The following is an 18,724-nucleotide window of genomic DNA, read 5'->3' on the forward strand; positions in this document are numbered from 1 at the left end:
AACTGCATGCACCGCTTTCTGTTCGGATTGCTGCTTCTCCTCTCTGCGGGCGCCGCCTCGGCGCTGTCGCATGCCGAAGTCATGGCCGGCGCCGAGCGCCAGTATCGCGGCTATCTGCGCGAGCTCCAGGCCCAGCACCAGCTGGATTCCGATCCGGTTTTCCACGAACGCGTGCAGCGCATCGTCAAGCCCCTGATCGCGCAGGCCATGCACGACTATCCCGAATCGGCCGGCTGGCAATGGGAAGTCCACACCACGCCGGAAGGCGACGACAATGCCTATGCCATGGCGGGCGGCAAGCTGCTGGTCAGCCGCGCCTACGTGGACAAGCTGCTGCTCGGCGACGCAGAACTGGCCATGCTGCTGGCGCATGAGATTGCGCACGCCGTGCTGCGCCACAATCTGCTGGAGTACGAGGAAGCCATGCGCCTGGAGCCGGCGTGGCGCGAGCGTCCCTTCGCCGAGCTGGAGGACGCGGTCGACAACGACTCGGCGCTGATGCGCAAGCTCGCGCCGCTGGGCCTCAAGCAGGAGGCCGAGGCCGACCGCGAAGGGCTGAAGCTGGCCTGGCGCGTGGGCTGGCCAGGCGCGGCATTGGCGCGCTACTACCTGAAGCTGGTGCGCGCCAGCCACGCGCCCAATTTCGAGCAGCACGTCCATCCGGCGCCGTCCCAGCGCTGGAAGGCGGCGCAGGAGCTGGCCGGCATCCTTGAAGCAGCGGGGCGCTAGCTAATGTATAATTTCGCACCATGCAAACGAGATTGACCAAACGGTGGAAATACCAGGCGCTGTGGATCTGGATCGCGCTTACCGCGGTGCTGATGAACGCGCTCGCGCCGTCGATCTCGCACGCCATGGCCTACGCCGAGGGCAACCCGGCAGCCTTTGAAATCTGCCGCGCCGACAAGAGCAAGCCGCTGTCGCTCTCTTTCCTGCAGCTGGAGGACGTGGGCGGCAAGAAGGCCATGTCCATGGGCGAGGATTGCGGCTATTGCCTCAACCACGCCGGTACGCTCGGCATGCCGCCTTCGCTGGTGTCCGGCCTCCCATACGCCGCGCCGTCCCGGCTGCACCCATTCCTGTTCTATCGCGCACCGCAGCCGCTCGCGGTGTGGTCGGCCGCGCGCCCGCGCGGGCCGCCCGCGCAAGTCTGATACTGCTTTACACCTGCGCCTTAGTGCGCATCCCGTAATCGTTTCAGAGGTAGATATGAAAACCACTTTCTTTACCGGCGCGGCCCTGGCATGCGCGCTGCTGTTCTCCACCGCCTGCGCCCAGGCCCAGGTCACCGTCAAAGATCCCTGGGTGCGCGCCACCGTTCCCGCCGCCAAAGCCAGCGGCGCTTTCATGCAGCTGCAGTCGGCGCAGGATGCGCGCCTGGTGGCGGTGCGCTCCAGCGCGGCCGGCATGGCCGAAATCCATCAGATGGGGATGGAAAACAATATGATGAAAATGCAGCCGGTCGATGGCGTGGACCTCCCGGCCGGCAAGACCGTGGAGCTGGCCTCCGGCGGCTACCACATCATGCTGATGCAGCTGAAACGCCAGCTGAAAGAGGGCGAAACCGTGCCGCTCACGCTGGTGGTGCAGAAGAAGGACAAGAAGCTTGAGACCATCGAGCTGAATGTGGCCGTGCGGCCGCTGACCTATTCCGCCGCGAAGTGAGGCCCGCCATGAAGAAAACCATCTTATGCGCCGCCCTGTTCGTGGCCGCGCAGGCGCAGGCCCACGTCACGCTGGAGCAGACCACCGCGGTGGCGGACAGCTACCAGAAGCTGACCTTCCGCGTCGGCCATGGCTGCGACGGCAGTCCGACCAAGTCCATCACCGTCATGCTGCCGGAGGCGGTGACGGGCGCCAAGCCCATGCCCAAGCCGGGCTGGAAAATCCGCACCGTGGAAGGTCCGCTGTCGGTGCCGGTGGAGTCGCACGGCCGCAAGATAGCCACCTCCGTGCGCGAGGTGACGTGGACCGGCGGCCCGCTGGAGGACGCGTATTTCGACGAGTTCACCATGCAGGTCAAGTTGCCGGCCGAACCGGGCAAGCAGTATTTCAAGATAGTGCAGCAGTGCGTGAAGGGTAGTGTGGCCTGGGATGAGCTTCCCGGCGAGGCTGGCGTCAAAGTCAAGGCGCCCGCACCCATACTGAACGTCCTTCCGGCCGAAGGCCCCGTACACCAGCACTGAGAACGCCATGAACAATTTGAAATGCAAGCCGCTGGCAGTGATGCTGGCGGCGATGGGCGCTGCTGCGTCCGTGATTTGTCCTGCGCACGCCGATCATGCCGTGGTCACCGTGAACGGCGGCCGCCCAAGCTCGCTGCCGACGCAGATTCCCACCACCATAGAAGGCATCACCGGCGCGCAGGTGGAGGACCGCATCAACGCCAGCGACAGCGAGGACGCGCTGAAATACCTGCCCAGCCTGAACGTGCGCAAGCGCTACATCGGCGACTATGACCATGCGGTGCTGGCCAGCCGGGCGTCCGGCACCGGCAACAGCGCGCGCTCCATGGTGTATGCGGACGGCATACTGCTGTCCAACCTGCTGGGCAACGGCGCCACGTACACGCCGCGCTGGGGCCTGGTCACGCCGGAGGAAATCGAACGCGTGGATGTGCTGTACGGGCCGTTTTCGGCTGCATATCCGGGCAACTCGGTGGGCGCGGTGGTGGACTTCCAGACCCGCATGCCGACGCGCCTGGAAGCGCACGTCAAGCTTTCCGGCTACGGCCAGGGCTTCAAGCAGTACGGCAGCGATACCCATCATTACGGCAAGCAGGGCAGCGCCTCCATCGGCGACCGCCAGGGCGCGTGGTCGTGGTGGTTGGATGTGTCGCGCCTGGACAGCAACGGCCAGCCCATCGCCTTCGCCAACAAGCTGCTGTCGCAAGGGACGGTTGGCGGCGGCGGCGTGCCTGTGACGGGCGCCATCGCAGACCGCAACCCGGTCAACAAGGACTGGCTGATACTGGGCGCAACCAACCAGATCCATACGGTGCAGGACCACGCCAAGGTGAAGCTGGCTTACGACGCGTCGCCGATACTGCGCGCCAGCTACACGCTGGGCTGGTGGAAGAACGATGCGGAGCGCTCGTCGCAATCGTATCTGCGCGACGCGGCAGGGAATCCGGTCTACCGGGGCGACATCAATGTGGGGGGCGTGAAATACAGCCTGCTGCCGTCGGATTTTGCGCCCAGCCGTGGGGATCTTGAACACGTCATGCACGGCTTCTCGCTCAAGCAGCACAGCAAGGGCGAGTTCAGCTGGGAAGTGGCGGCCAGCCTGTACGACTACGCCAGGGACCGCGTGCGCACCCCCACGGTGGCGGTGCCGGACCTGAATACGAATGGACAGGGCAACATCACGGACATGGGCGGCAGCGGCTGGAATACGCTGGCGCTGAAAGGCACGTGGCGGCCGGGCGTGGACGCACAAGGCGGCGCGGCGCCGCATGTGCTGGACTTCGGCGTGCAGCGCGACAGCGCCAAGCTGCGCACCCGCGTCTTCAGCAGCGCCGACTGGATAGGCGCCGGCGATGGCAAGCACGTGTCCACCTTCAACGGCGAGATGCGGCTGGACAGCCTGTATGCGCAGGACACCTGGCGCATACACGAACTGTGGAAAGCCACGCTGGGCTTGCGCTTCGAGCGCTGGCAGGCGTTCGGCGGCGAAATATCGAATGCGGCGGGCTTGCTGTATTTCCCGGGGCGCTCGGAAAGCAGCTGGTCGCCCAAGGCGGCGTTGGCCTATCGCGCGTCCGAGCTGTGGACGCTGAAAGCCTCCGCCGGCCGCGCCGTGCGCAATCCCACGGCGGCGGAACTGTTCCAGGGCTCCATCGTGGACGGCAAGATCATCAACACCGATCCCACGCTGCGCGCCGAGCGCTCGTGGACCAGCGAGCTGACCGCCGAGCGCATGCTGGACCATGGCAGCCTGCGCGCCACCGTGTTCCACGAGAACACGCGCGACGCGCTGTATTCGCAGGCCTTGACGCCCACGGTGAACACGGTGCAGAACGTGGGCGAGATCCGCACCACGGGCCTGGAGCTGTCCTACCAGGCAGACCATGTGCCGGTGCACGGCCTGTCGCTGACCGGCAGCGCAACCTACGCCGATTCGGAGATCGTCCGCAACGCCAGGCTGCCGGCCAGCGTGGGCAAGCGGCAGCCGCGCGTGCCGGACTGGCGCGCGACGCTGCTGGCGTCCTACCACCTCGGGGACAAATGGACCACCAGCCTGGGTGCGCGCTACAGCGGGCGCCAGTACGGCACGCTGGACAACAGCGATCCGAACGGCGCCACCTACACCGGCGTGTCGGACTATTTCGTGGCCGACCTGCGGGTGCGCTACCGCTTCTCGCCCCAGTGGACCGGTGCGCTCGGTATCGACAACCTGAACAACCGCAAGTACTGGGCCTTCCACCCGTACACCCAGCGCACGCTGATCGCGGAACTTAAGTTCGACCTGTAAGTTCCCCTCGCCCGGCCACTGGCCGGGCTTTTTCTCCCTTGCTTGAGGCCGGTCAAAGCCGGTACCGGTAGCGCGGCCGTGCTCCGGCGCGGCGACCTAGAATCAGGCCATGAAGGCCAAGCACGATACCGGATACAAGCAGCTGTTTGGGCATCCTGAGCTGATGCTGGACTTGTTGCGCGGGTTTGTTTTCTACCCGTGGGTCAAGAACCTGGATGTATCCGCGCTGGAGCGCATCAATGCCAGCTATGTCGGCAGCAACGGCGAGCAGCGCCATGACGACATGGTGTGGCGCTTGCGCGTCGGCGGCCAGTGCATCTATGTCTACCTGCTGCTGGAATTCCAGTCGACTTGCGATTACTGGATGGCGCTGCGCATGCAGGTCTATACGGGCTTGCTATACCAGGATCTCATCAAGCAGCACAAACTTGGCCGGCGCGGCAAGCTGCCGCCGGTATTGCCCATCGTGCTCTACAACGGCAGGCGCCGCTGGAGTGCAAGCCACACCCTGTCGGGTTTGAGATTGCCGCAGCCCGAGGGCTTGGCAGCCCTTCAGCCGGAACTAAAATACCTGTTGATAGATCAAAACAAGGTGGCGACTACGCTGGATGATACCGAGCGCAATATGGTCGCGGCGCTGTTTGCCCTGGAGCGCTCGCGGTCGCGGCAAGCTTGCGTGGAAGTCCTGAGGTCGCTGGCCAGATGGCTGCAAGCCGGCAGCACCGAGCCTTTCCGCGACAGCCTGCTGCGCTGGTTGTCCGGATGTGTTCAGCGCAAGGAATATATGACGGACTTTGTGCCTGATGAGGAGATTGTCATGGGGAATTTGACTCTGGATGAATGGACCGCGTCTATCGTTCGTGAAGCGAAGCAGACGCGCAAGCGCGAGCGTGCAGAGGCCAGGGCTCTCGGACTGGCGGAGGGTAAAGCGGAGGGTAAAGCGGAGGGTAAAGCGGAGGGTAAAGCGGAGGGTAAAGCGGAGGGTAAAGCGGAAGGGTGCGCGCTGGGCCGGGCGGAAGCGCTGCGGCAGATGGTGGCGCGGCTGCTGGTGCGGCAGGCCGGGACGGTGCCGCCCCGCCTGGCGGCGCGGATCGCCGCTGCGCCGGCGCCTCAGCTGGATGAGTGGATCGAGCGCCTGCTCGACGGCGCCGCCGCGCAGGACGTGTTCAACACCAAATAGTGCAGCCCGGCGGGGTGTGCGCCTGCCGGGCTGGAGTGATCTGCGCAGGATTATTGCGGGCTGCCGCCCAGGCGCTTGACGCTGCCCGAACCCATGATGGATTTGCTGATCTGCGGGTCGCCGTAGTAGCCGATGTCGCCGGAACCGGCCACGCTCAGGCTGAGCGACTGCTTGGCCCACACCGTCGCCTGGCCCGATCCGCCTATGCTCACGGAGGCGTCGCGCGCTGCCAGCTGGCCGATGTTGACCTTGCCCGAGCCGCCTATCGACACCTTGAGCCGCTCGGTGCTGCCGCTTGCCTTCAGGCTGCCGCTGCCGCCCAGCGACACCGACACCGATTCGCTTTCCATGCCGCGCACATTGATGGCGCCCGAACCGCCGACGTCGAACGTCAAATTGGCGCCCTTCAGGTTCTCCGCGTCCACCGTGCCCGAGCCGCCCACGGCGATGCGGTCCATGCTCCTGGCCTGCACGATGATTTTCATACTGCGCGTATCGAGCCGCATATTGCGCTTGACGGGGCGCACGCGCAGGGTGCCTTCCTCCACGACGGTTTCCACCAGCGGCAGGATGTTGTCATCGGTTTCTATGGTCACGCTTTCGGTATTGCCTATGCGTACTTCCGCCTCGCCCGGCAAGGACAGCGCCAGGCCGGTGAAGTGGCCCACGTCGCGCGTCTGCTTGCCGGCCTTGCCGCTGCCTTGCACGCGCTCGCCGTTGGTCAGCCAGCTCAAAGGGCCGGCCTGCACGCTGACGGCCGGCAGCACGATGGCCAGGGCGCTGGCGGCCAGCAAGGTGGTGCTCAGGAAGGTGCGGACGGTCGGTTTGATTGCCATGGTGTGATCTCCTCGTATGATCTGCTTCGATGTTGGAGATAGTACGGAATCGCCCCGGCGGACGCCCCCGCCGTGCGACAGACTGCGCCGAAGGCGGAATAGAATGCATTCCTCCGGGGGCGGCGCGTGCCATGCGGTATCATGGCGGCTGCAACTACATTGGAAATACATGCTTATCATCACCATCAAACAGGGCAAGGAAAAGAGCTTGCTGGCCGGCGACCCCTGGATCTATCCGACCGCCATCGAGCGCGTCGAAGGCCGTCCGCAGGAAAAAGGCAAGGCCGGCGCCACCGCCACCGTGCAGTCGTCGTCGCGCAAATTCCTGGCGCGGGCCGCCTACAACGCGCACGCCAAGCAGATCAGCGCCCGCGTCTGGACCTTCCGCGAAGACGAGCCGGTCGACCACGCCATGATGAAGCGCCGCGTCAAAGCCGCCATCGCCAAGCGGGCCGCCGCCGTTGCCAAGCTCGGACCGGAAGACCTGATGCAGCTGATTAACGCCGAAGAAGACGGCCTGCCCGGCCTGGTGGTGGACTATTACGGCGGCGCGGCAGGCTTTTTGCTGTGCAGCTTCCAGTCCGGCGCCGCCGACGCCTGGAAAGTGCCCATCGTGCAGGCCTTGCTGGCCGAAACCGGCTGCCCCAATGTGTTCCAGCGCGCCGACGAAGACCTGCGCAAGGGCGAGGGCCTGCAGGTGTTTACGCGCGAACTGGCCGGCGTTCCACCACCGCCCAAGTCGGTTGTCAACAAGAGTGGCGTAAAGGTCTACATGGACCTGAAAACAGGCTTTGAATTCCCCAAGCGTCCCGTATAATCTTTCCAGGCGACATTTATTACCCGGAGAGTAGAGTACGATGGACAACCACCAGTCTTCGCAGATCCGCACCCTCAGCTATGAAGAAAACGAAGACCATCCGGTCTTCGGCACCCTGGTCGAGCAGATCCTGCATCTGCTCAATTCCAGGCTGAGCTTCAGCGACATCCTGATCCACCAGAACAGCCCCTTGCTGTTGCGCCAGCCCAAAGGCCTGGTGGCGGTGACGGATTCGCCCATTACGCGCGAGGAGCTGGAGGAATTCTTCGAAGTGGTGGAGCCGAACTGGCGCGAGCGCATCCAGGACCGCGCTTTCGACCGCTCCATCGACCTGCACACGGCGCGCATCCGCGCCAACTGCTTCACCTTCCAGGGCAAGAAGCGGCTGGGCTGCGTGATCCGCCGCTTCCCCAAGGAACCGCATGCGATGGCGCAGTTGGGCCTGCGCGCCAACGAACAGAAATTCTCCAAGCTGACCAGCGGCCTGGTGCTCATCATCGGCGATACCTGCCAAGGCAAGTCCACCACCATCGCGTCCATGCTGGACGAGATCAACAAGACCCGATCCGGCCACATCATCACCATTGAAGACCCGGTGGAAACGCTGATACCGCAGCGCCGCTGCATCGTCACCCAGCGCGAAGTGGGCTTCGACGGCGACGTGGAAAGCTTCTACCTGGGCGCGCTGGACGCGCTGCGCGAGCGGCCGGACGTGATCGTCATCGGCGAGATCCGCGACGCGCAGACGGCGCAGGAAGCGCTGGCGCTGGCCGAATCCGGCCCGCTGGTGCTGGCCACGCTGCACGCGCGCTCCACCGAGCTGGGCCTGCAGAAGATGCTGCGCATGCTGGGCAACAGCGAGCCGCAGCAGCAGGCGCTGGCGCACGCGCTGCGCGGCGTGCTGTGCCAGGCGCTGCTGCCGTCGGTGGAGGGCAACCGCTACCACCTGGCCACGGAATGCCTGACCATGAACCCGGAAGTGGCGCGTCTGATCGAGAACGGCAGCATCAACGCCATCCGCGACTGGATGGAAACCAAGGGCGGCGAAGGCTGCCACACCATGAACGCCGCGCTGCGCGTGCTGCTGGGCGAGGGCAAGATCGCGGCCGAGGATGCGCGCAACGCCACCACCGACCGCCTCGGTTTGGCCGTGTAGCGGGCCAGTGCAGCCCCTATGCCACGCATGGCGGGTTAGCGCGGAGCGCGTAACCCGCCATGCCGGCTAGTCCAGCGGCACGGTGCGATAGCGGTTCACATCGTTGCCGTTCACCGGCGGCGCGTTGTTGCCCCATTCGCTGCGCAGATAGGACACCACGGCCGCCACCTCCACGTCGTTAAGCTTGTGGCTGAACGGCGGCATGCCGTAGGGGCGCGGGTTGCCCGTCGTGCCGGGCGCGAAACCACCATTGAGCACGATGCGTATCGGATTGACCGCCTCGTCCATCAGCAGCGCGCGGTTGCCCGCCAGCGGCGGATAGTGCGGCGGCAGTCCTTTGCCCGTCACACCGTGGCACTCCACGCAATGCGCCGTGTACAGCCGCGCCCCCGCTTCCAGCTGGGCGCGCGCTTCCGGCGCCTGGCTGCGCTCGTAGCGCTCGGCCGCCTCCTTGCGCGGCAGCGTCTTCAGGTACACCGCCATGGCCTTCACATCGCCGTCGCTCAGGTGCTGCAGGCTTTCGCGCACCACCTCGGCCATCGGCCCGAAGACGGTCGCGCGCGGCGACACGCCCGTCTTCAGCAACTGTTCCACATCCTGCTGTGCCCACTCGCCCAGGCCCGCTTCGCGATCCGAAGTCAGCGACGGCGCGTACCATCCCAGCACCGGTATCAGCCCGCCCGACAGGCCGTCGGCGGAGGCGCCCAGCGCGTTGCGCGTGCTGTGGCAGGCGCTGCAATGGCCCAGTCCCTGCACCAGGTAAGCGCCCCGGTTCCAGTCGGCGCTCTGGGCGCTGTCGGTGCGGAAGGCGGCAGGGCGGAAGTACAGCGCGCGCCAGAACGCCAGGCCGAGCTGCTGGTTGTAGGGGAAGCGCAGCTGGTGCGGCTGGTTGGCTTGCTTCACCGGCGGCAAGCTCTGGAAGTAGGCGAACAGCGCGTCCGCATCGTCGCGCGTAATATGGGTGTAGCTGGTGTAGGGGAAGGCCGGGTACAGCATGCGGCCGCCGCGCGACTTGCCGTTGTGGAGCGCGCGCCAGAAGTCGTCCGCATTCCACTGGCCGATGCCGGTTTCCCGGTCGGGGGTGATGTTGGGTGAGATCACGCTGCCGAACGGCGTTTGCAGCGCGCGGCCGCCCGCGTAAGGCGCGCCGCCGCGCGGCGTGTGGCAGGCCATGCAGTCGCCCGCCTTGGCCAGGTAGGCGCCGCGCGCCACGCGCTCGGCTTGCGGCAGGGAGGCGGTCCTGCTCAGCGCCGGCAGCGGGTCGTCGGCCGGATACAGCATGAAGCCGGCGCCGGCCGCCAGCGCCAGTGCAGCGATGGCAATGATGGGCATCTTCTTCATGGCTTGGCCTCCGCAGGAACGCTGCCGCAAGCCAGCGGCAGCGGCAGGGCGATGGATGCGGCCGGGCGGGCGTCGGCGTCGGCCGGCTGCGAGGCCAGCCAGCCGGAGACGGCGGCCACGTCGGCGTCCGGCAGGCGCGCCGTGATCTCGGCCATGCAGTCGGGCGCGTGGGCGCGGCGCATCTTGTTGCGCCAGGCGCCGAACTGCGCATTGATGTAATCGCGCGGCAGGCCGAGCAGCCCCGGAATGGCGGGCGCCACGCCGGTCAGCTGCTGGCCGTGGCAGGCCATGCAGGCCGGCACCTTGAGCGCCGGGTCGCCCTGCTGCGCCAGTACGCGGCCGCGCTCCAGCATGGCCGGCGTTGCCGCGTTCGGCGCGGGCGCGGGGTAGGGCGGATGCAGCTCGGAGAAGTACTGGGCGATCTCGCGCAGATAGGCGTCCGGCAGATGGTCGACCATATACGTCATCATGGGATACTTGCGGCGGCCTTCGCGGAAGTTGACCAGCTGGTTGTACAGATAGCCGGCCGGCTTGCCCGCGATGCGGGGGAAGTAGGCGTCGCTGCGTTCCTTGGCCGCGTGGCAGGCGGTGCAGGCGGCCACGCGCTGTTCCAGCGTGTCGGGCAGGGCTTTCAACGCCGCTGGAGTTGCAGGAGCTGCACCTGCGCGGGTTGCGGCGGCCAGGCCGCAGGCCAGCAGCGCAGCGGCGCAGACTTTCGATAGGGTGGTAGGCATGGCTGTCCCGTTAAAATAGCTTTTGGATGGGAATCAGGGGACAGGATACGCCTGAGTTGCCAAGTTTGACAGGCTCAGATTCGCAATAAAACCAAGGATCAGATTGAAACTGTACGAAGCGCTGGCGCAGGAAATCGAGGACATGGTGGCGCAGCAGGTGCTGCGGCCGGGCGAGCGGCTGCCGTCGGTGCGTCAGCAGCACGCGCGGCGCGGCGCCAGTCCCAGCACGGTGTTCCAGGCCTACTACCTGCTGGAGGCGCGCGGCGTGATCGAATCGCGGCCGCGCTCGGGCTACTACGTGGCGCCGGGCCGCGCGCCGACGGCCGCTCCCGAACCGGAACCCTCGCGGCCGGACGGCGCGCCGCGCAGCGTCGACGTCAGCGAACTGGTGTTCGGCGTGCTGGAGGCGGCCCGCTCGCGCCGGGTGGTGCCGTTCGGCTCCGCCTTCCCCAGCCCGGAGCTGTTCCCCTTGCCCAAGCTGGCGCGCGCGCTGGCCTCCAGCACGCGCCGGCTGGACCCGTGGAGCACGGTGGCGGACCTGGGCGCCGGCAACGGCGAGCTGCGGCGCCAGATCGCGCTGCGCTACCAGCTCGACGGCGCGGCGGTGGCGGCGGACGACATTGTGGTCACCAATGGCGCGCTGGAGGCACTGAACCTGTGCCTGCAGGCGGTGGCGCGGCCGGGCGACACGGTGCTGGTGGAGTCGCCCAGTTTCTATGCGGCCTTGCAGGCGCTGGAGCGGCTGGAGCTGAAGGCGGTGGAGGTGGCCACGCATCCGCGCGAAGGAATGGAGCTGGGCGCGCTGGCCGCAGCGCTGGAGCGCCACCGTCCCGCAGCGTGCTGGCTGATGACCAGCTTCCAGAACCCGCTTGGCAGCCTGATGGCGCCGGATAAAAAGCAGGCGCTGGTGGGCCTGCTGGCGGCGCACGGCGTGCCGCTGATCGAGGACGATGTTTATGGCGAGCTGTATTTCGGCGCGCGCCGTCCCGCGCTGGCCAAGCGCTACGACGCGCCCGGCGCGCAGGGCCTGGTTCTGCACTGCAGTTCGTTTTCAAAATGCCTGGCGCCGGGTTTCCGCGTGGGCTGGGCGGCGCCGGGGCGCTACGCGCGGGCGGTCGAGCGGCTCAAGCTGACCACCAGCCTGGCTGCCGCCATGCCGTCGCAGCTGGCGCTGGCCGAATACCTGGGGCAGGGCGGCTACGACCGCCATCTGCGCCAGCTGCGCGCCGCGCTGATGGGCCAGCAGGCGCAGATGCTTGCCGCGCTGGCCGAGCACTTCCCGCCCGGCACGCGCGTGACGCATCCGGAGGGCGGCTATTTTCTGTGGGTGGTGCTGCCCGAGGGCGCGGATGCGCTGGCCTTGCATGCGGCGGCGCTGGAGCGCGGCATCAGCATCGCGCCGGGGCCGATGTTCTCGGCCAAGCGCGAATTCCGCAATTGCCTGCGATTGAATTATGGGCATCCGTGGAGCACGGAACATGCGGCCGCCATCGCCACGCTTGGGGAGCTGATACGCGGGTAGTATCGCCCTACACTTCCTGTGCGGGTGCGCGGGGACGGGGCGGGCGGCGCTGCTTGGCCGGGCGCTGCGGCGGCAGTGCGTTGCCGGCGGCGATCCAGTGGCGGTACACGCGCAGCGCCACCTGGGCGTCGTCGGCCGCGTACAGGATCTGGCGTTCGCTGAGGCGGGCGCTGGCCCAGTTGGTGGTGGAAATCTTCTTGGACTTTTGCAGTTTCTGGCCAAAGAACTTGGCCACCGCGCTTTTCGCGCCCAGGTCATTGCGCTGGCCGCCGCGCAGGGCCACCGACAGATCGACCACGCGCGCCGGCTCGATGCCGAGCTTGGCGCGCAGGCGCCGCACGTCGTCGGACAGGCCGAAGCCCACTTTCATGGTCAGCTCGGATTCCAGCACCGCCTTCAGCGCGTGCAGGGCGGGCGAGGGCGTGGCGCCGATCTGGAACAGATAGGCAAGCCGGTCAGTGGCAAGCTGGATCAGGTGCGGGCCGTCGGAACTCTGGCCCTTCTGGAAGGTCGGCTTGGACTCGGTGTCGAAACCCACCACGTCGGCCGCCAGCAGGGCAGCCTGCGCTTCTTCCACGTCGGCAGCGGTTTTCACCAGCCGCACTTCAGCCAGCGTAATGCCGATGTACGGGGGGAGTTCGGGCGCCGGCGCGGCGGCGGTGCTGGCCGGGCCGGCGGTGTCGCTCATCAGCCTTTTTTGGAGAACTTGGCCGTCAGCTGGGCCAGTTTGTCCTGGCGCAGGCGGGCCGCTTCTTCGGCGGCGGCAGCTTCGCGCTCGGCCTTCTTGCGGTCGGCTTCCTTCTTCAGGCGTTCTTTCAGGACTTCCTTGGCGTGCTTGCGGTGCACATCGGTCACTTCGGCGCCGGCCGTGCCGTCCAGGTCGTAGCGCACGGTGGCTTTTTCCATCACGCGCAGATAACGCTGCGAGCCGGTGTGGATGCCCAGCGCGGTGCGCATGAGCTTTTTGTCGATGCCTGGCAGCTGGGCCAGGATCTGCTTGTCGATGCCGATCGACAGGGGCAAGCAATCGCGGAATGGAGGGAATTGCTGCTGCAGCTGCTTCAGCAGGGTGCGGGCGGTCAGCGCCGGCGCGGTTTCCGAAGGGGTAACGGCAGCCGCTGGCTCAGGGGTAAGGCTAGTGTTCATCGACATCACAGGTTAAGCAAAGAGCCGCCAGCATATCACGCTGGGGAAGGGAGTGCATTGCCAGATCCGCTAAAATGTTATTTCAACCACAATTTTGCGCGTGCGCGCCGGCCTGAAACGCGCTATAATTGCCGACGCACCAAATGAAGCACGTACTCAGCAGCTCGAAACAGGAAGTGAACATCCCTTGCCAGCTCCGCACTGATACATAGTTGCCAGCCCGTCAATGCGGGCTTTTTTCATTCCAGCACACCTAAGCGCCATCGGACCCTTGCCGGCCCGGGTGGCATTGTTTTCACTACGCGCCGCCGGCCCTTGGGTCTGCTATTGAGAGATATTTGTAATGACGAAAACGCCGAAAACCCTCACGCTGTCCGCCAAAGCCCCACGCAGTTCCGCGGCCCAACTGGCTGTACCTAAGACCACTCTATCTTATGTCATCGACAATGCGCAAGAGGCTGCCGGCAAAGTTACCGTTGTAAAAAAGACGCGCTCCCGCCTGGCCGCCGTCGCGTCCGACATCGTCGAGACGGATGGCGCGGCTGAACTGGCGACCCCGGCGCTGGTGGAAGCCACCGCCGTGGCCGACGTGGCGGCGGAAGAAAAGAAAGCCACCGTGAAGGTGGCGCGCAAGGCCGGCGCCGCTTCGGCCGCCGTTTCGCTGGCCGCGCCTGCCGGTCCCAAGCCGGTGGTGGTGAAAACCCGCGCCGCCAAGAGCAAGATTGAAGCTGCGCCGGTCACCGTGGTTGCGCCGGGCACCGCCCCGGCCGTGAGCCAGGTCACCGACGCCGCCACCCTGGCCACCATCGACACCTCGGGCTACCTGCTGCCGGGCGTGAAGGTGCCGGGCCGCCGTGGCCGTAAGCCGAGCGAATTCACGCCGGAAAACGACGAAGTGGCAGCGCTGAACGCCGTTGAGCGCGCCGAACTGAAAGCCGTGTCCAAGGCGCGCGAGCGCAAGGCCAAGGGCCTGGACGCGCTGAGCACCGAAGGCGTGACCGCCGAGGACCTGGAACGCCGCCGCCTGCAGATCAAGAACCTGATCAACATGGGCAAGGACCGCGGCTTCCTGACCTATGCCGAGATCAACGACCAGTTGCCGGAAAACATCATCGATCCGGAAGCGATCGAAGGCATTATCGCCACCTTCAACGACATGGGCATCGCCGTCTACGAGCGCGCCCCGGACGCTGAAAGCCTGTTGTTGACCGACAACGTTGCCGCCGTGACCAGCGATGACGAAGTGGAAGCGGCCGCCGCCACCGCGCTGTCGACCGTGGATTCCGACTTCGGCCGCACCACCGACCCGGTCCGCATGTATATGCGTGAAATGGGCGCCGTGGCGCTGCTGACCCGCGAAGGCGAAATCGAAATCGCCAAGCGCATCGAAGGCGGCCTGAAAGACATGATCCAGGCCATCTCCGCCTGCCCGACTACCATCGCCGAGATCGTGGCCCTGGCCAAGAAGATTGAAAACGACGAACTCAAGGTGGACGAAGTGGTGGACGGCTTCGTCGACCTGAACGAGGCGAGCAACGCGCCGGCCCCGGCTCCTGCCGCCCAGCACGCCGCGTCCGATGAGGACGAGGAAGAGGAAGAAGAAGTGGAAGAGGAAGACGGCGACGCCAATGGCGGCGCGGCCGGTTTCTCCACCGAGCAGCTGGTGCAGCTGAAAAAAGGCGCGCTGGAAAAGTTCGAAGTGATCGAAGTGCAGTTCGAGAAAATGCGCAAGGCCGCCGGCGGCTACGGTTCGCCGGCCTACAACAAGGCGCAGGAAGTGATTTCCGCCGAGCTGCTGGGCATCCGCTTCACCGCCAAGGTGGTGGAAAAGCTGTGCGACACCCTGCGCGGCCAGATGGAGCAGGTGCGTTCCATCGAGCGCGCCGTGCTGGAACTGTGCGTGAACCGCTGCGGCATGCCGCGCGCCCACTTCATCAAGGTCTTCCCGGGCAATGAGACGGACCTGGATTGGGTGGACGGCGAAGTCGATTCGGCCTACCCCTACAGCGCCGTGCTGGGCCGTAACGTGCCGGCCGTGAAAGAGCTGCAGTCGAAAATGATAGACCTGCAGGCGCGCGTGGCGCTGCCGCTGGCCGACCTGCGCAAGATCAACAAGCAGATGGCTGCCGGCGAGAAGCGCGCCCGCACCGCCAAGCGCGAAATGACCGTGGCCAACTTGCGCCTGGTGATTTCGATCGCGAAGAAGTACATCAACCGCGGCCTGCAGTTCCTGGACCTGATCCAGGAAGGCAACATCGGCCTGCTGAAGGCGGTGGACAAGTTCGAATACCGCCGCGGCTACAAGTTCTCGACCTACGCCACCTGGTGGATACGCCAGGCCATCACGCGTTCCATCGCTGACATGGCGCGCACCATCCGCGTGCCGGTGCACATGATCGAGACCATCAACAAGATGAACCGCATCTCGCGCCAGATCATGCAGGAAACCGGCAGCGAGCCGGATCTGGCCACGCTGGCGGTGAAGATGGAAATGCCGGAGAACAAGGTCCGCGAAATCATGAAGATCGCCAAGGAGCCGATTTCCATGGAAACCCCGATGGGCGAGGACGGCGATTCGCAGCTGGGCGACTTCATCGAAGACAACACCACGCTGGCGCCGCTGGACGCCGCGCTGCACGCCTCGATGCGCAATGTGATCAAGGAAGTGCTGGACTCGCTGACCCCGCGCGAAGCGAAAGTGCTGCGCATGCGCTACGGCGTGGAAATGTCGAACGACCACACGCTGGAAGAAGTGGGCAAGCAGTTCGACGTGACCCGCGAGCGTATCCGCCAGATCGAAGCGAAGGCCATGAGCAAGCTGCGCCAGCCGTCGCGTTCGGACAAGCTGAAGACTTTCCTGACCACGCATTAAGCGGTGGCGGTGGCGGGTTACGCGGGGCGTGCCCCGCTAACCCGCCCTACGCGTGCGGGAGCGCCATCAGGCGCGCACGGAATCACTCAAACGGGAGGCTGCGGCCTCCCGTTTTTCATTTCCGGGGAACATGAACGTGAGGGTGGTGCCGCGTCCTGGCGTGTTGTCTTCGGTCAGCTGGCCGCCGTGGGCCGAGACGCGCTCGCGCAAGGCCAGCATGGAAAGGGTGGCGCGGCGGCTGCCCGCCGCCCAGCAGCCCAGCCCGTTATCGCTGATGACCACCAGCAGCGCGCTGGCGCGCAGGTCCAGCGACACGTCCAGCCGGGTGGCCTGGGCGTGCGCCTGGATGCTGTACAGCGCCTCCTGGATCATGCGGAAGATGGCCCAGGTTTGCGGCTGCGCCAGCACGGCGCTGTCGCTGATCAGGTGCAGCTGGCAGTGCATGCCGCCGCCGCGCTCCTGCTGCTTGAGCAGCCAGTCGGTGGCGGCCGGCAGGCCCAGCTCCAGCGTGCTGGGATGCAGGTCGTTGATGAGCGAGCGCACGGTGTGGATGGCCTTGTCCAGCGTGCCCTGGACGCGCTGGGCATGGGCGTGCAGGCGCGGATGGCTGGCCCGGCTGGCGCTGGCGAGCATGCTGGCGTCCAGCTTGAGCGCCATCAGGCTCTGGCCCAGGCTGTCGTGCAGGGTTTGCGCATGGCGGTGGCGCTCCTGCCCGCGCGCGGTTTCCTGCAGGTCGCTCAGTTCGCGCAGCTGGCGCAATGTGGACTGCAGCGCGTCCTCGGCGGCGCGGCGCTCGGTCACGTCCACGCACATGCCGACCAGCAGCGCGGGCTGGCCGTGCTCGTCGTACAGCGGCTGCTTGTAGGTCAGCAGGCGGCGGTCCTGCTGCAGGCCGGCGTGCCACAGCCATTCCTCGTCGCACCACAGGCGGCGCGATTCGAAGGCGGCGCGGTCGGCGGCCAGGAAGCCGGCTTGCTGCTCGGGCGGGTAGTGTGCGCCGCCGTGCGTGCCCGCCAGGGTGGCGTAGCGCTGCCCGAAGGCCTGCTCGCAGGCTTCGTTCATCATGACAAAGCGGGACTCGGCGTCCTTCAGGAACAGCGCCAGCGGCAGCTTTTCCAGTACCTCGCGCAGCTGGTGTTCATTACGCGCAAGCTCGGCTGCGCCTTTTTCGCAGGCGGCCAGTTGCTGGCGCAGGCGGGCCAGTTCGTTTTCGGCGGAGCGGCGCGCCGCCTCGGCGCGGCGCCACAGCCAAATTGCGGCAAGCAGGGCGGCCCCGGCTGCAGCCGTTTGCGTCAACGGAATAGTGAGTTCTGGAAACATCCGTGGATTGTACTCCGTTGTTGATATTTTGCCATCTACCATGTATAGCACGGAATGGCGTGAATTTGGCGCACGGAAATGATTTGCGGATGCTACCGGCTTGGCGGGAGGATGGGGCGGCCCTGCCTGGCGCCGCCCCGGTGCTGATTGAAGTCTTACGCGCCCCTTTTGGGAAGGCGGCGCGCTACGGCAAGTCCGAGCAGGGAGATGCCGATCAGGAAGGGTGTGCCCGGTTCGGGAATGCGGGTGGTTTCGTCGTTCACGTCGCAAGCGCTGCAGATCCACAGTTGTTCGGCGCCGGCGCCTTGGCCGATATATTTGATATTGACCGACAAGGTGTAGTTGTTGGCCGACGATTTGGCCGCATCGCTCAAGGCCTTGTTGTAGGCCGCGAACTCGGCCTGGCTGGTGCTCAGGTTGTTGTTGACCTGATAGCCGCCGGCAGGGTGGAGGCCGTCCACCGGGCAATCGCCGGCATTGTGCGCGCCGCCGAGGTTGTAGCTGGCGCCGGTGTCTTTGTCGACGCAGAAGTCGCTGATGACGTTCAGGTAGTCGGCAGTGGCGGGCGTGGGATCGGCGCCGCCATGGCAGCCGGAATTGGTGGCGGAGGTGCTGATCTCAAAGCAGCTGACCATATTGCCGAGGTTGTCGTAAATGCGCGCCTGGCCCCAGATGCTGATGAATTGCGCGCCGCCGTTGGCCGACTGGTTGTTGTCGAACAAGAAGACCAGGTCATTGCTGCCCAGGTAGGTTTTCAGCAGGCCCAGATTGATATCCCAGCGGTTCGCCAGGTCGCCGGCAAAAGCGCCGCCGGTGTCGGTCATGGAGAAACTGCCGGAGGACGAGGTCGACGTGTCGAAGGAGTCGTCCACTGCCTGGCCGGCAGTAAACGGGGAGGGGAAATTGTTGACGTTGGTGCCATTCGCTGCGGTCAGGATGATGGCCTGGTCTGCGATCTGGCCCGGGCTCGAATCCACGGGGAGTGGGCCGGAGGGCTGGCAGCGCGGATCTGCCGAGCATTTTTTCAGCAGGTCCAGCGAATACACATTGAAATTGTTGTAGGTCGTGGCGGACAGTGGATTGATGTTGGGCAGTTCAAGCGTGGTAGCTTTGGCGGCGCCTGCAAGCAGCAGGCAGGCCATCAGCGCCACGCGGGAGACCTTTTTGATATTCATGGCTTTCTCCTGACGGGGTGGTGGGTAGCATGCAGGAAGCATGCATAACTCGTGCCTGTCGGAAAAATTTACATGTAATCAGTAAGTTACCAAGAGTTAACGTTTTCTTCACGCAGGCACCTGTAAAAGAAATCGACATTGCCTGCGTGAAA

General features: G+C 65.7%; 17 protein-coding genes. 10 read left to right on the forward strand and 7 right to left on the reverse strand.

Features of this window, described 5'->3' with window-relative positions; translation table 11 throughout:
- Positions 1 to 6: 6 nt before the first annotated feature.
- The 6 genes from KT882_RS11775 to KT882_RS11800 all read left to right on the forward strand — a co-directional run bounded on the left by KT882_RS11775 (position 7) and on the right by KT882_RS11800 (position 5,653).
- Positions 7 to 729, forward strand: a complete 723-nt coding sequence (locus tag KT882_RS11775; RefSeq protein ID WP_161075124.1) for a M48 family metalloprotease — start codon at positions 7 to 9, stop codon at positions 727 to 729.
- A gap of 32 nt (positions 730 to 761) precedes the next feature.
- On the forward strand, positions 762 to 1,154 hold the full coding sequence (locus tag KT882_RS11780) for a DUF2946 domain-containing protein (RefSeq protein WP_228895880.1): 393 nt from the start codon (positions 762 to 764) through the stop codon (positions 1,152 to 1,154).
- 55 nt (positions 1,155 to 1,209) lie between these two features.
- Positions 1,210 to 1,665, forward strand: coding sequence for a copper chaperone PCu(A)C (locus KT882_RS11785; RefSeq protein ID WP_161075126.1), 456 nt, complete (start codon positions 1,210 to 1,212; stop codon positions 1,663 to 1,665).
- An 8-nt stretch (positions 1,666 to 1,673) separates the two neighbouring features.
- Positions 1,674 to 2,186, forward strand: coding sequence for a YcnI family copper-binding membrane protein (locus tag KT882_RS11790; protein ID WP_161075127.1), 513 nt, complete (start codon positions 1,674 to 1,676; stop codon positions 2,184 to 2,186).
- Positions 2,187 to 2,193: 7 nt separating this feature from the next.
- A complete protein-coding gene (locus KT882_RS11795) occupies positions 2,194 to 4,473 on the forward strand; it encodes a TonB-dependent receptor (protein ID WP_228895884.1) in 2,280 nt (759 codons plus the stop codon).
- A 109-nt stretch (positions 4,474 to 4,582) separates the two neighbouring features.
- Positions 4,583 to 5,653, forward strand: a complete 1,071-nt coding sequence (locus KT882_RS11800; protein WP_161075129.1) for an Rpn family recombination-promoting nuclease/putative transposase — start codon at positions 4,583 to 4,585, stop codon at positions 5,651 to 5,653.
- A 50-nt stretch (positions 5,654 to 5,703) separates the two neighbouring features.
- Here KT882_RS11800 and KT882_RS11805 read toward each other — a convergent pair whose 3' ends face one another.
- Entirely contained in the window at positions 5,704 to 6,489 is a 786-nt protein-coding gene (locus tag KT882_RS11805) for a head GIN domain-containing protein (protein ID WP_228895886.1), read from the reverse strand.
- A gap of 169 nt (positions 6,490 to 6,658) precedes the next feature.
- Between KT882_RS11805 and KT882_RS11810 the strand changes: the two genes are divergently transcribed.
- Together KT882_RS11810 and KT882_RS11815 are read left to right on the forward strand one after the other, a co-directional pair.
- Positions 6,659 to 7,306, forward strand: coding sequence for an SAM-dependent methyltransferase (locus tag KT882_RS11810; RefSeq protein WP_161075131.1), 648 nt, complete (start codon positions 6,659 to 6,661; stop codon positions 7,304 to 7,306).
- Positions 7,307 to 7,346: 40 nt separating this feature from the next.
- Complete coding sequence (locus tag KT882_RS11815) at positions 7,347 to 8,462, forward strand: type IV pilus twitching motility protein PilT (RefSeq protein ID WP_161075132.1); 1,116 nt, start codon at positions 7,347 to 7,349, stop codon at positions 8,460 to 8,462.
- A gap of 66 nt (positions 8,463 to 8,528) precedes the next feature.
- Here KT882_RS11815 and KT882_RS11820 read toward each other — a convergent pair whose 3' ends face one another.
- Both KT882_RS11820 and KT882_RS11825 read right to left on the reverse strand, forming a co-directional pair.
- Positions 8,529 to 9,803: a c-type cytochrome gene (locus KT882_RS11820; protein WP_161075133.1), complete on the reverse strand. Its 1,275-nt coding sequence runs from the start codon at positions 9,801 to 9,803 to the stop codon at positions 8,529 to 8,531.
- Positions 9,800 to 10,537 carry a c-type cytochrome gene (locus KT882_RS11825; RefSeq protein WP_161075134.1) on the reverse strand — a complete coding sequence of 246 codons (738 nt, stop codon included), beginning with the start codon at positions 10,535 to 10,537 and terminating at the stop codon, positions 9,800 to 9,802. The genes KT882_RS11820 and KT882_RS11825 overlap by 4 nt, the downstream gene beginning before the upstream one ends.
- Before the next feature lie 103 nt (positions 10,538 to 10,640).
- Here KT882_RS11825 and KT882_RS11830 point away from each other — a divergent pair, with 103 nt between their 5' ends.
- Positions 10,641 to 12,059 (forward strand): aminotransferase-like domain-containing protein, encoded by a 1,419-nt coding sequence (locus KT882_RS11830; protein WP_161075135.1) that lies wholly within the window; start codon positions 10,641 to 10,643, stop codon positions 12,057 to 12,059.
- Between the two features lie 7 nt (positions 12,060 to 12,066).
- On the opposite strand, the gene KT882_RS11835 is transcribed toward KT882_RS11830, so the two are convergent.
- Positions 12,067 to 12,747 (reverse strand): 3'-5' exonuclease, encoded by a 681-nt coding sequence (locus KT882_RS11835; RefSeq protein WP_161075136.1) that lies wholly within the window; start codon positions 12,745 to 12,747, stop codon positions 12,067 to 12,069.
- Complete coding sequence (locus tag KT882_RS11840) at positions 12,747 to 13,205, reverse strand: ProQ/FINO family protein (RefSeq protein ID WP_161075137.1); 459 nt, start codon at positions 13,203 to 13,205, stop codon at positions 12,747 to 12,749. Before KT882_RS11840 ends, KT882_RS11835 begins: the two co-directional genes overlap by 1 nt.
- 343 nt (positions 13,206 to 13,548) lie before the next feature.
- Here KT882_RS11840 and rpoD point away from each other — a divergent pair, with 343 nt between their 5' ends.
- Entirely contained in the window at positions 13,549 to 16,077 is a 2,529-nt protein-coding gene (gene rpoD, locus KT882_RS11845; protein WP_161075138.1) for an RNA polymerase sigma factor RpoD, read from the forward strand.
- A 66-nt stretch (positions 16,078 to 16,143) separates the two neighbouring features.
- Here the strand turns inward: rpoD and KT882_RS11850 are convergent, their stop codons facing one another.
- Both KT882_RS11850 and KT882_RS11855 read right to left on the reverse strand, forming a co-directional pair.
- Positions 16,144 to 17,397, reverse strand: coding sequence for a PAS domain-containing sensor histidine kinase (locus KT882_RS11850; RefSeq protein ID WP_161074921.1), 1,254 nt, complete (start codon positions 17,395 to 17,397; stop codon positions 16,144 to 16,146).
- Between the two features lie 155 nt (positions 17,398 to 17,552).
- Positions 17,553 to 18,572, reverse strand: a complete 1,020-nt coding sequence (locus KT882_RS11855) for a PEP-CTERM sorting domain-containing protein (protein WP_161074922.1) — start codon at positions 18,570 to 18,572, stop codon at positions 17,553 to 17,555.
- Positions 18,573 to 18,724 lie beyond the last annotated feature (152 nt).

The organism is Pseudoduganella aquatica (assembly GCF_020865585.1).
Classification (GTDB): domain Bacteria; phylum Pseudomonadota; class Gammaproteobacteria; order Burkholderiales; family Burkholderiaceae_D; genus Rugamonas; species Rugamonas aquatica_A.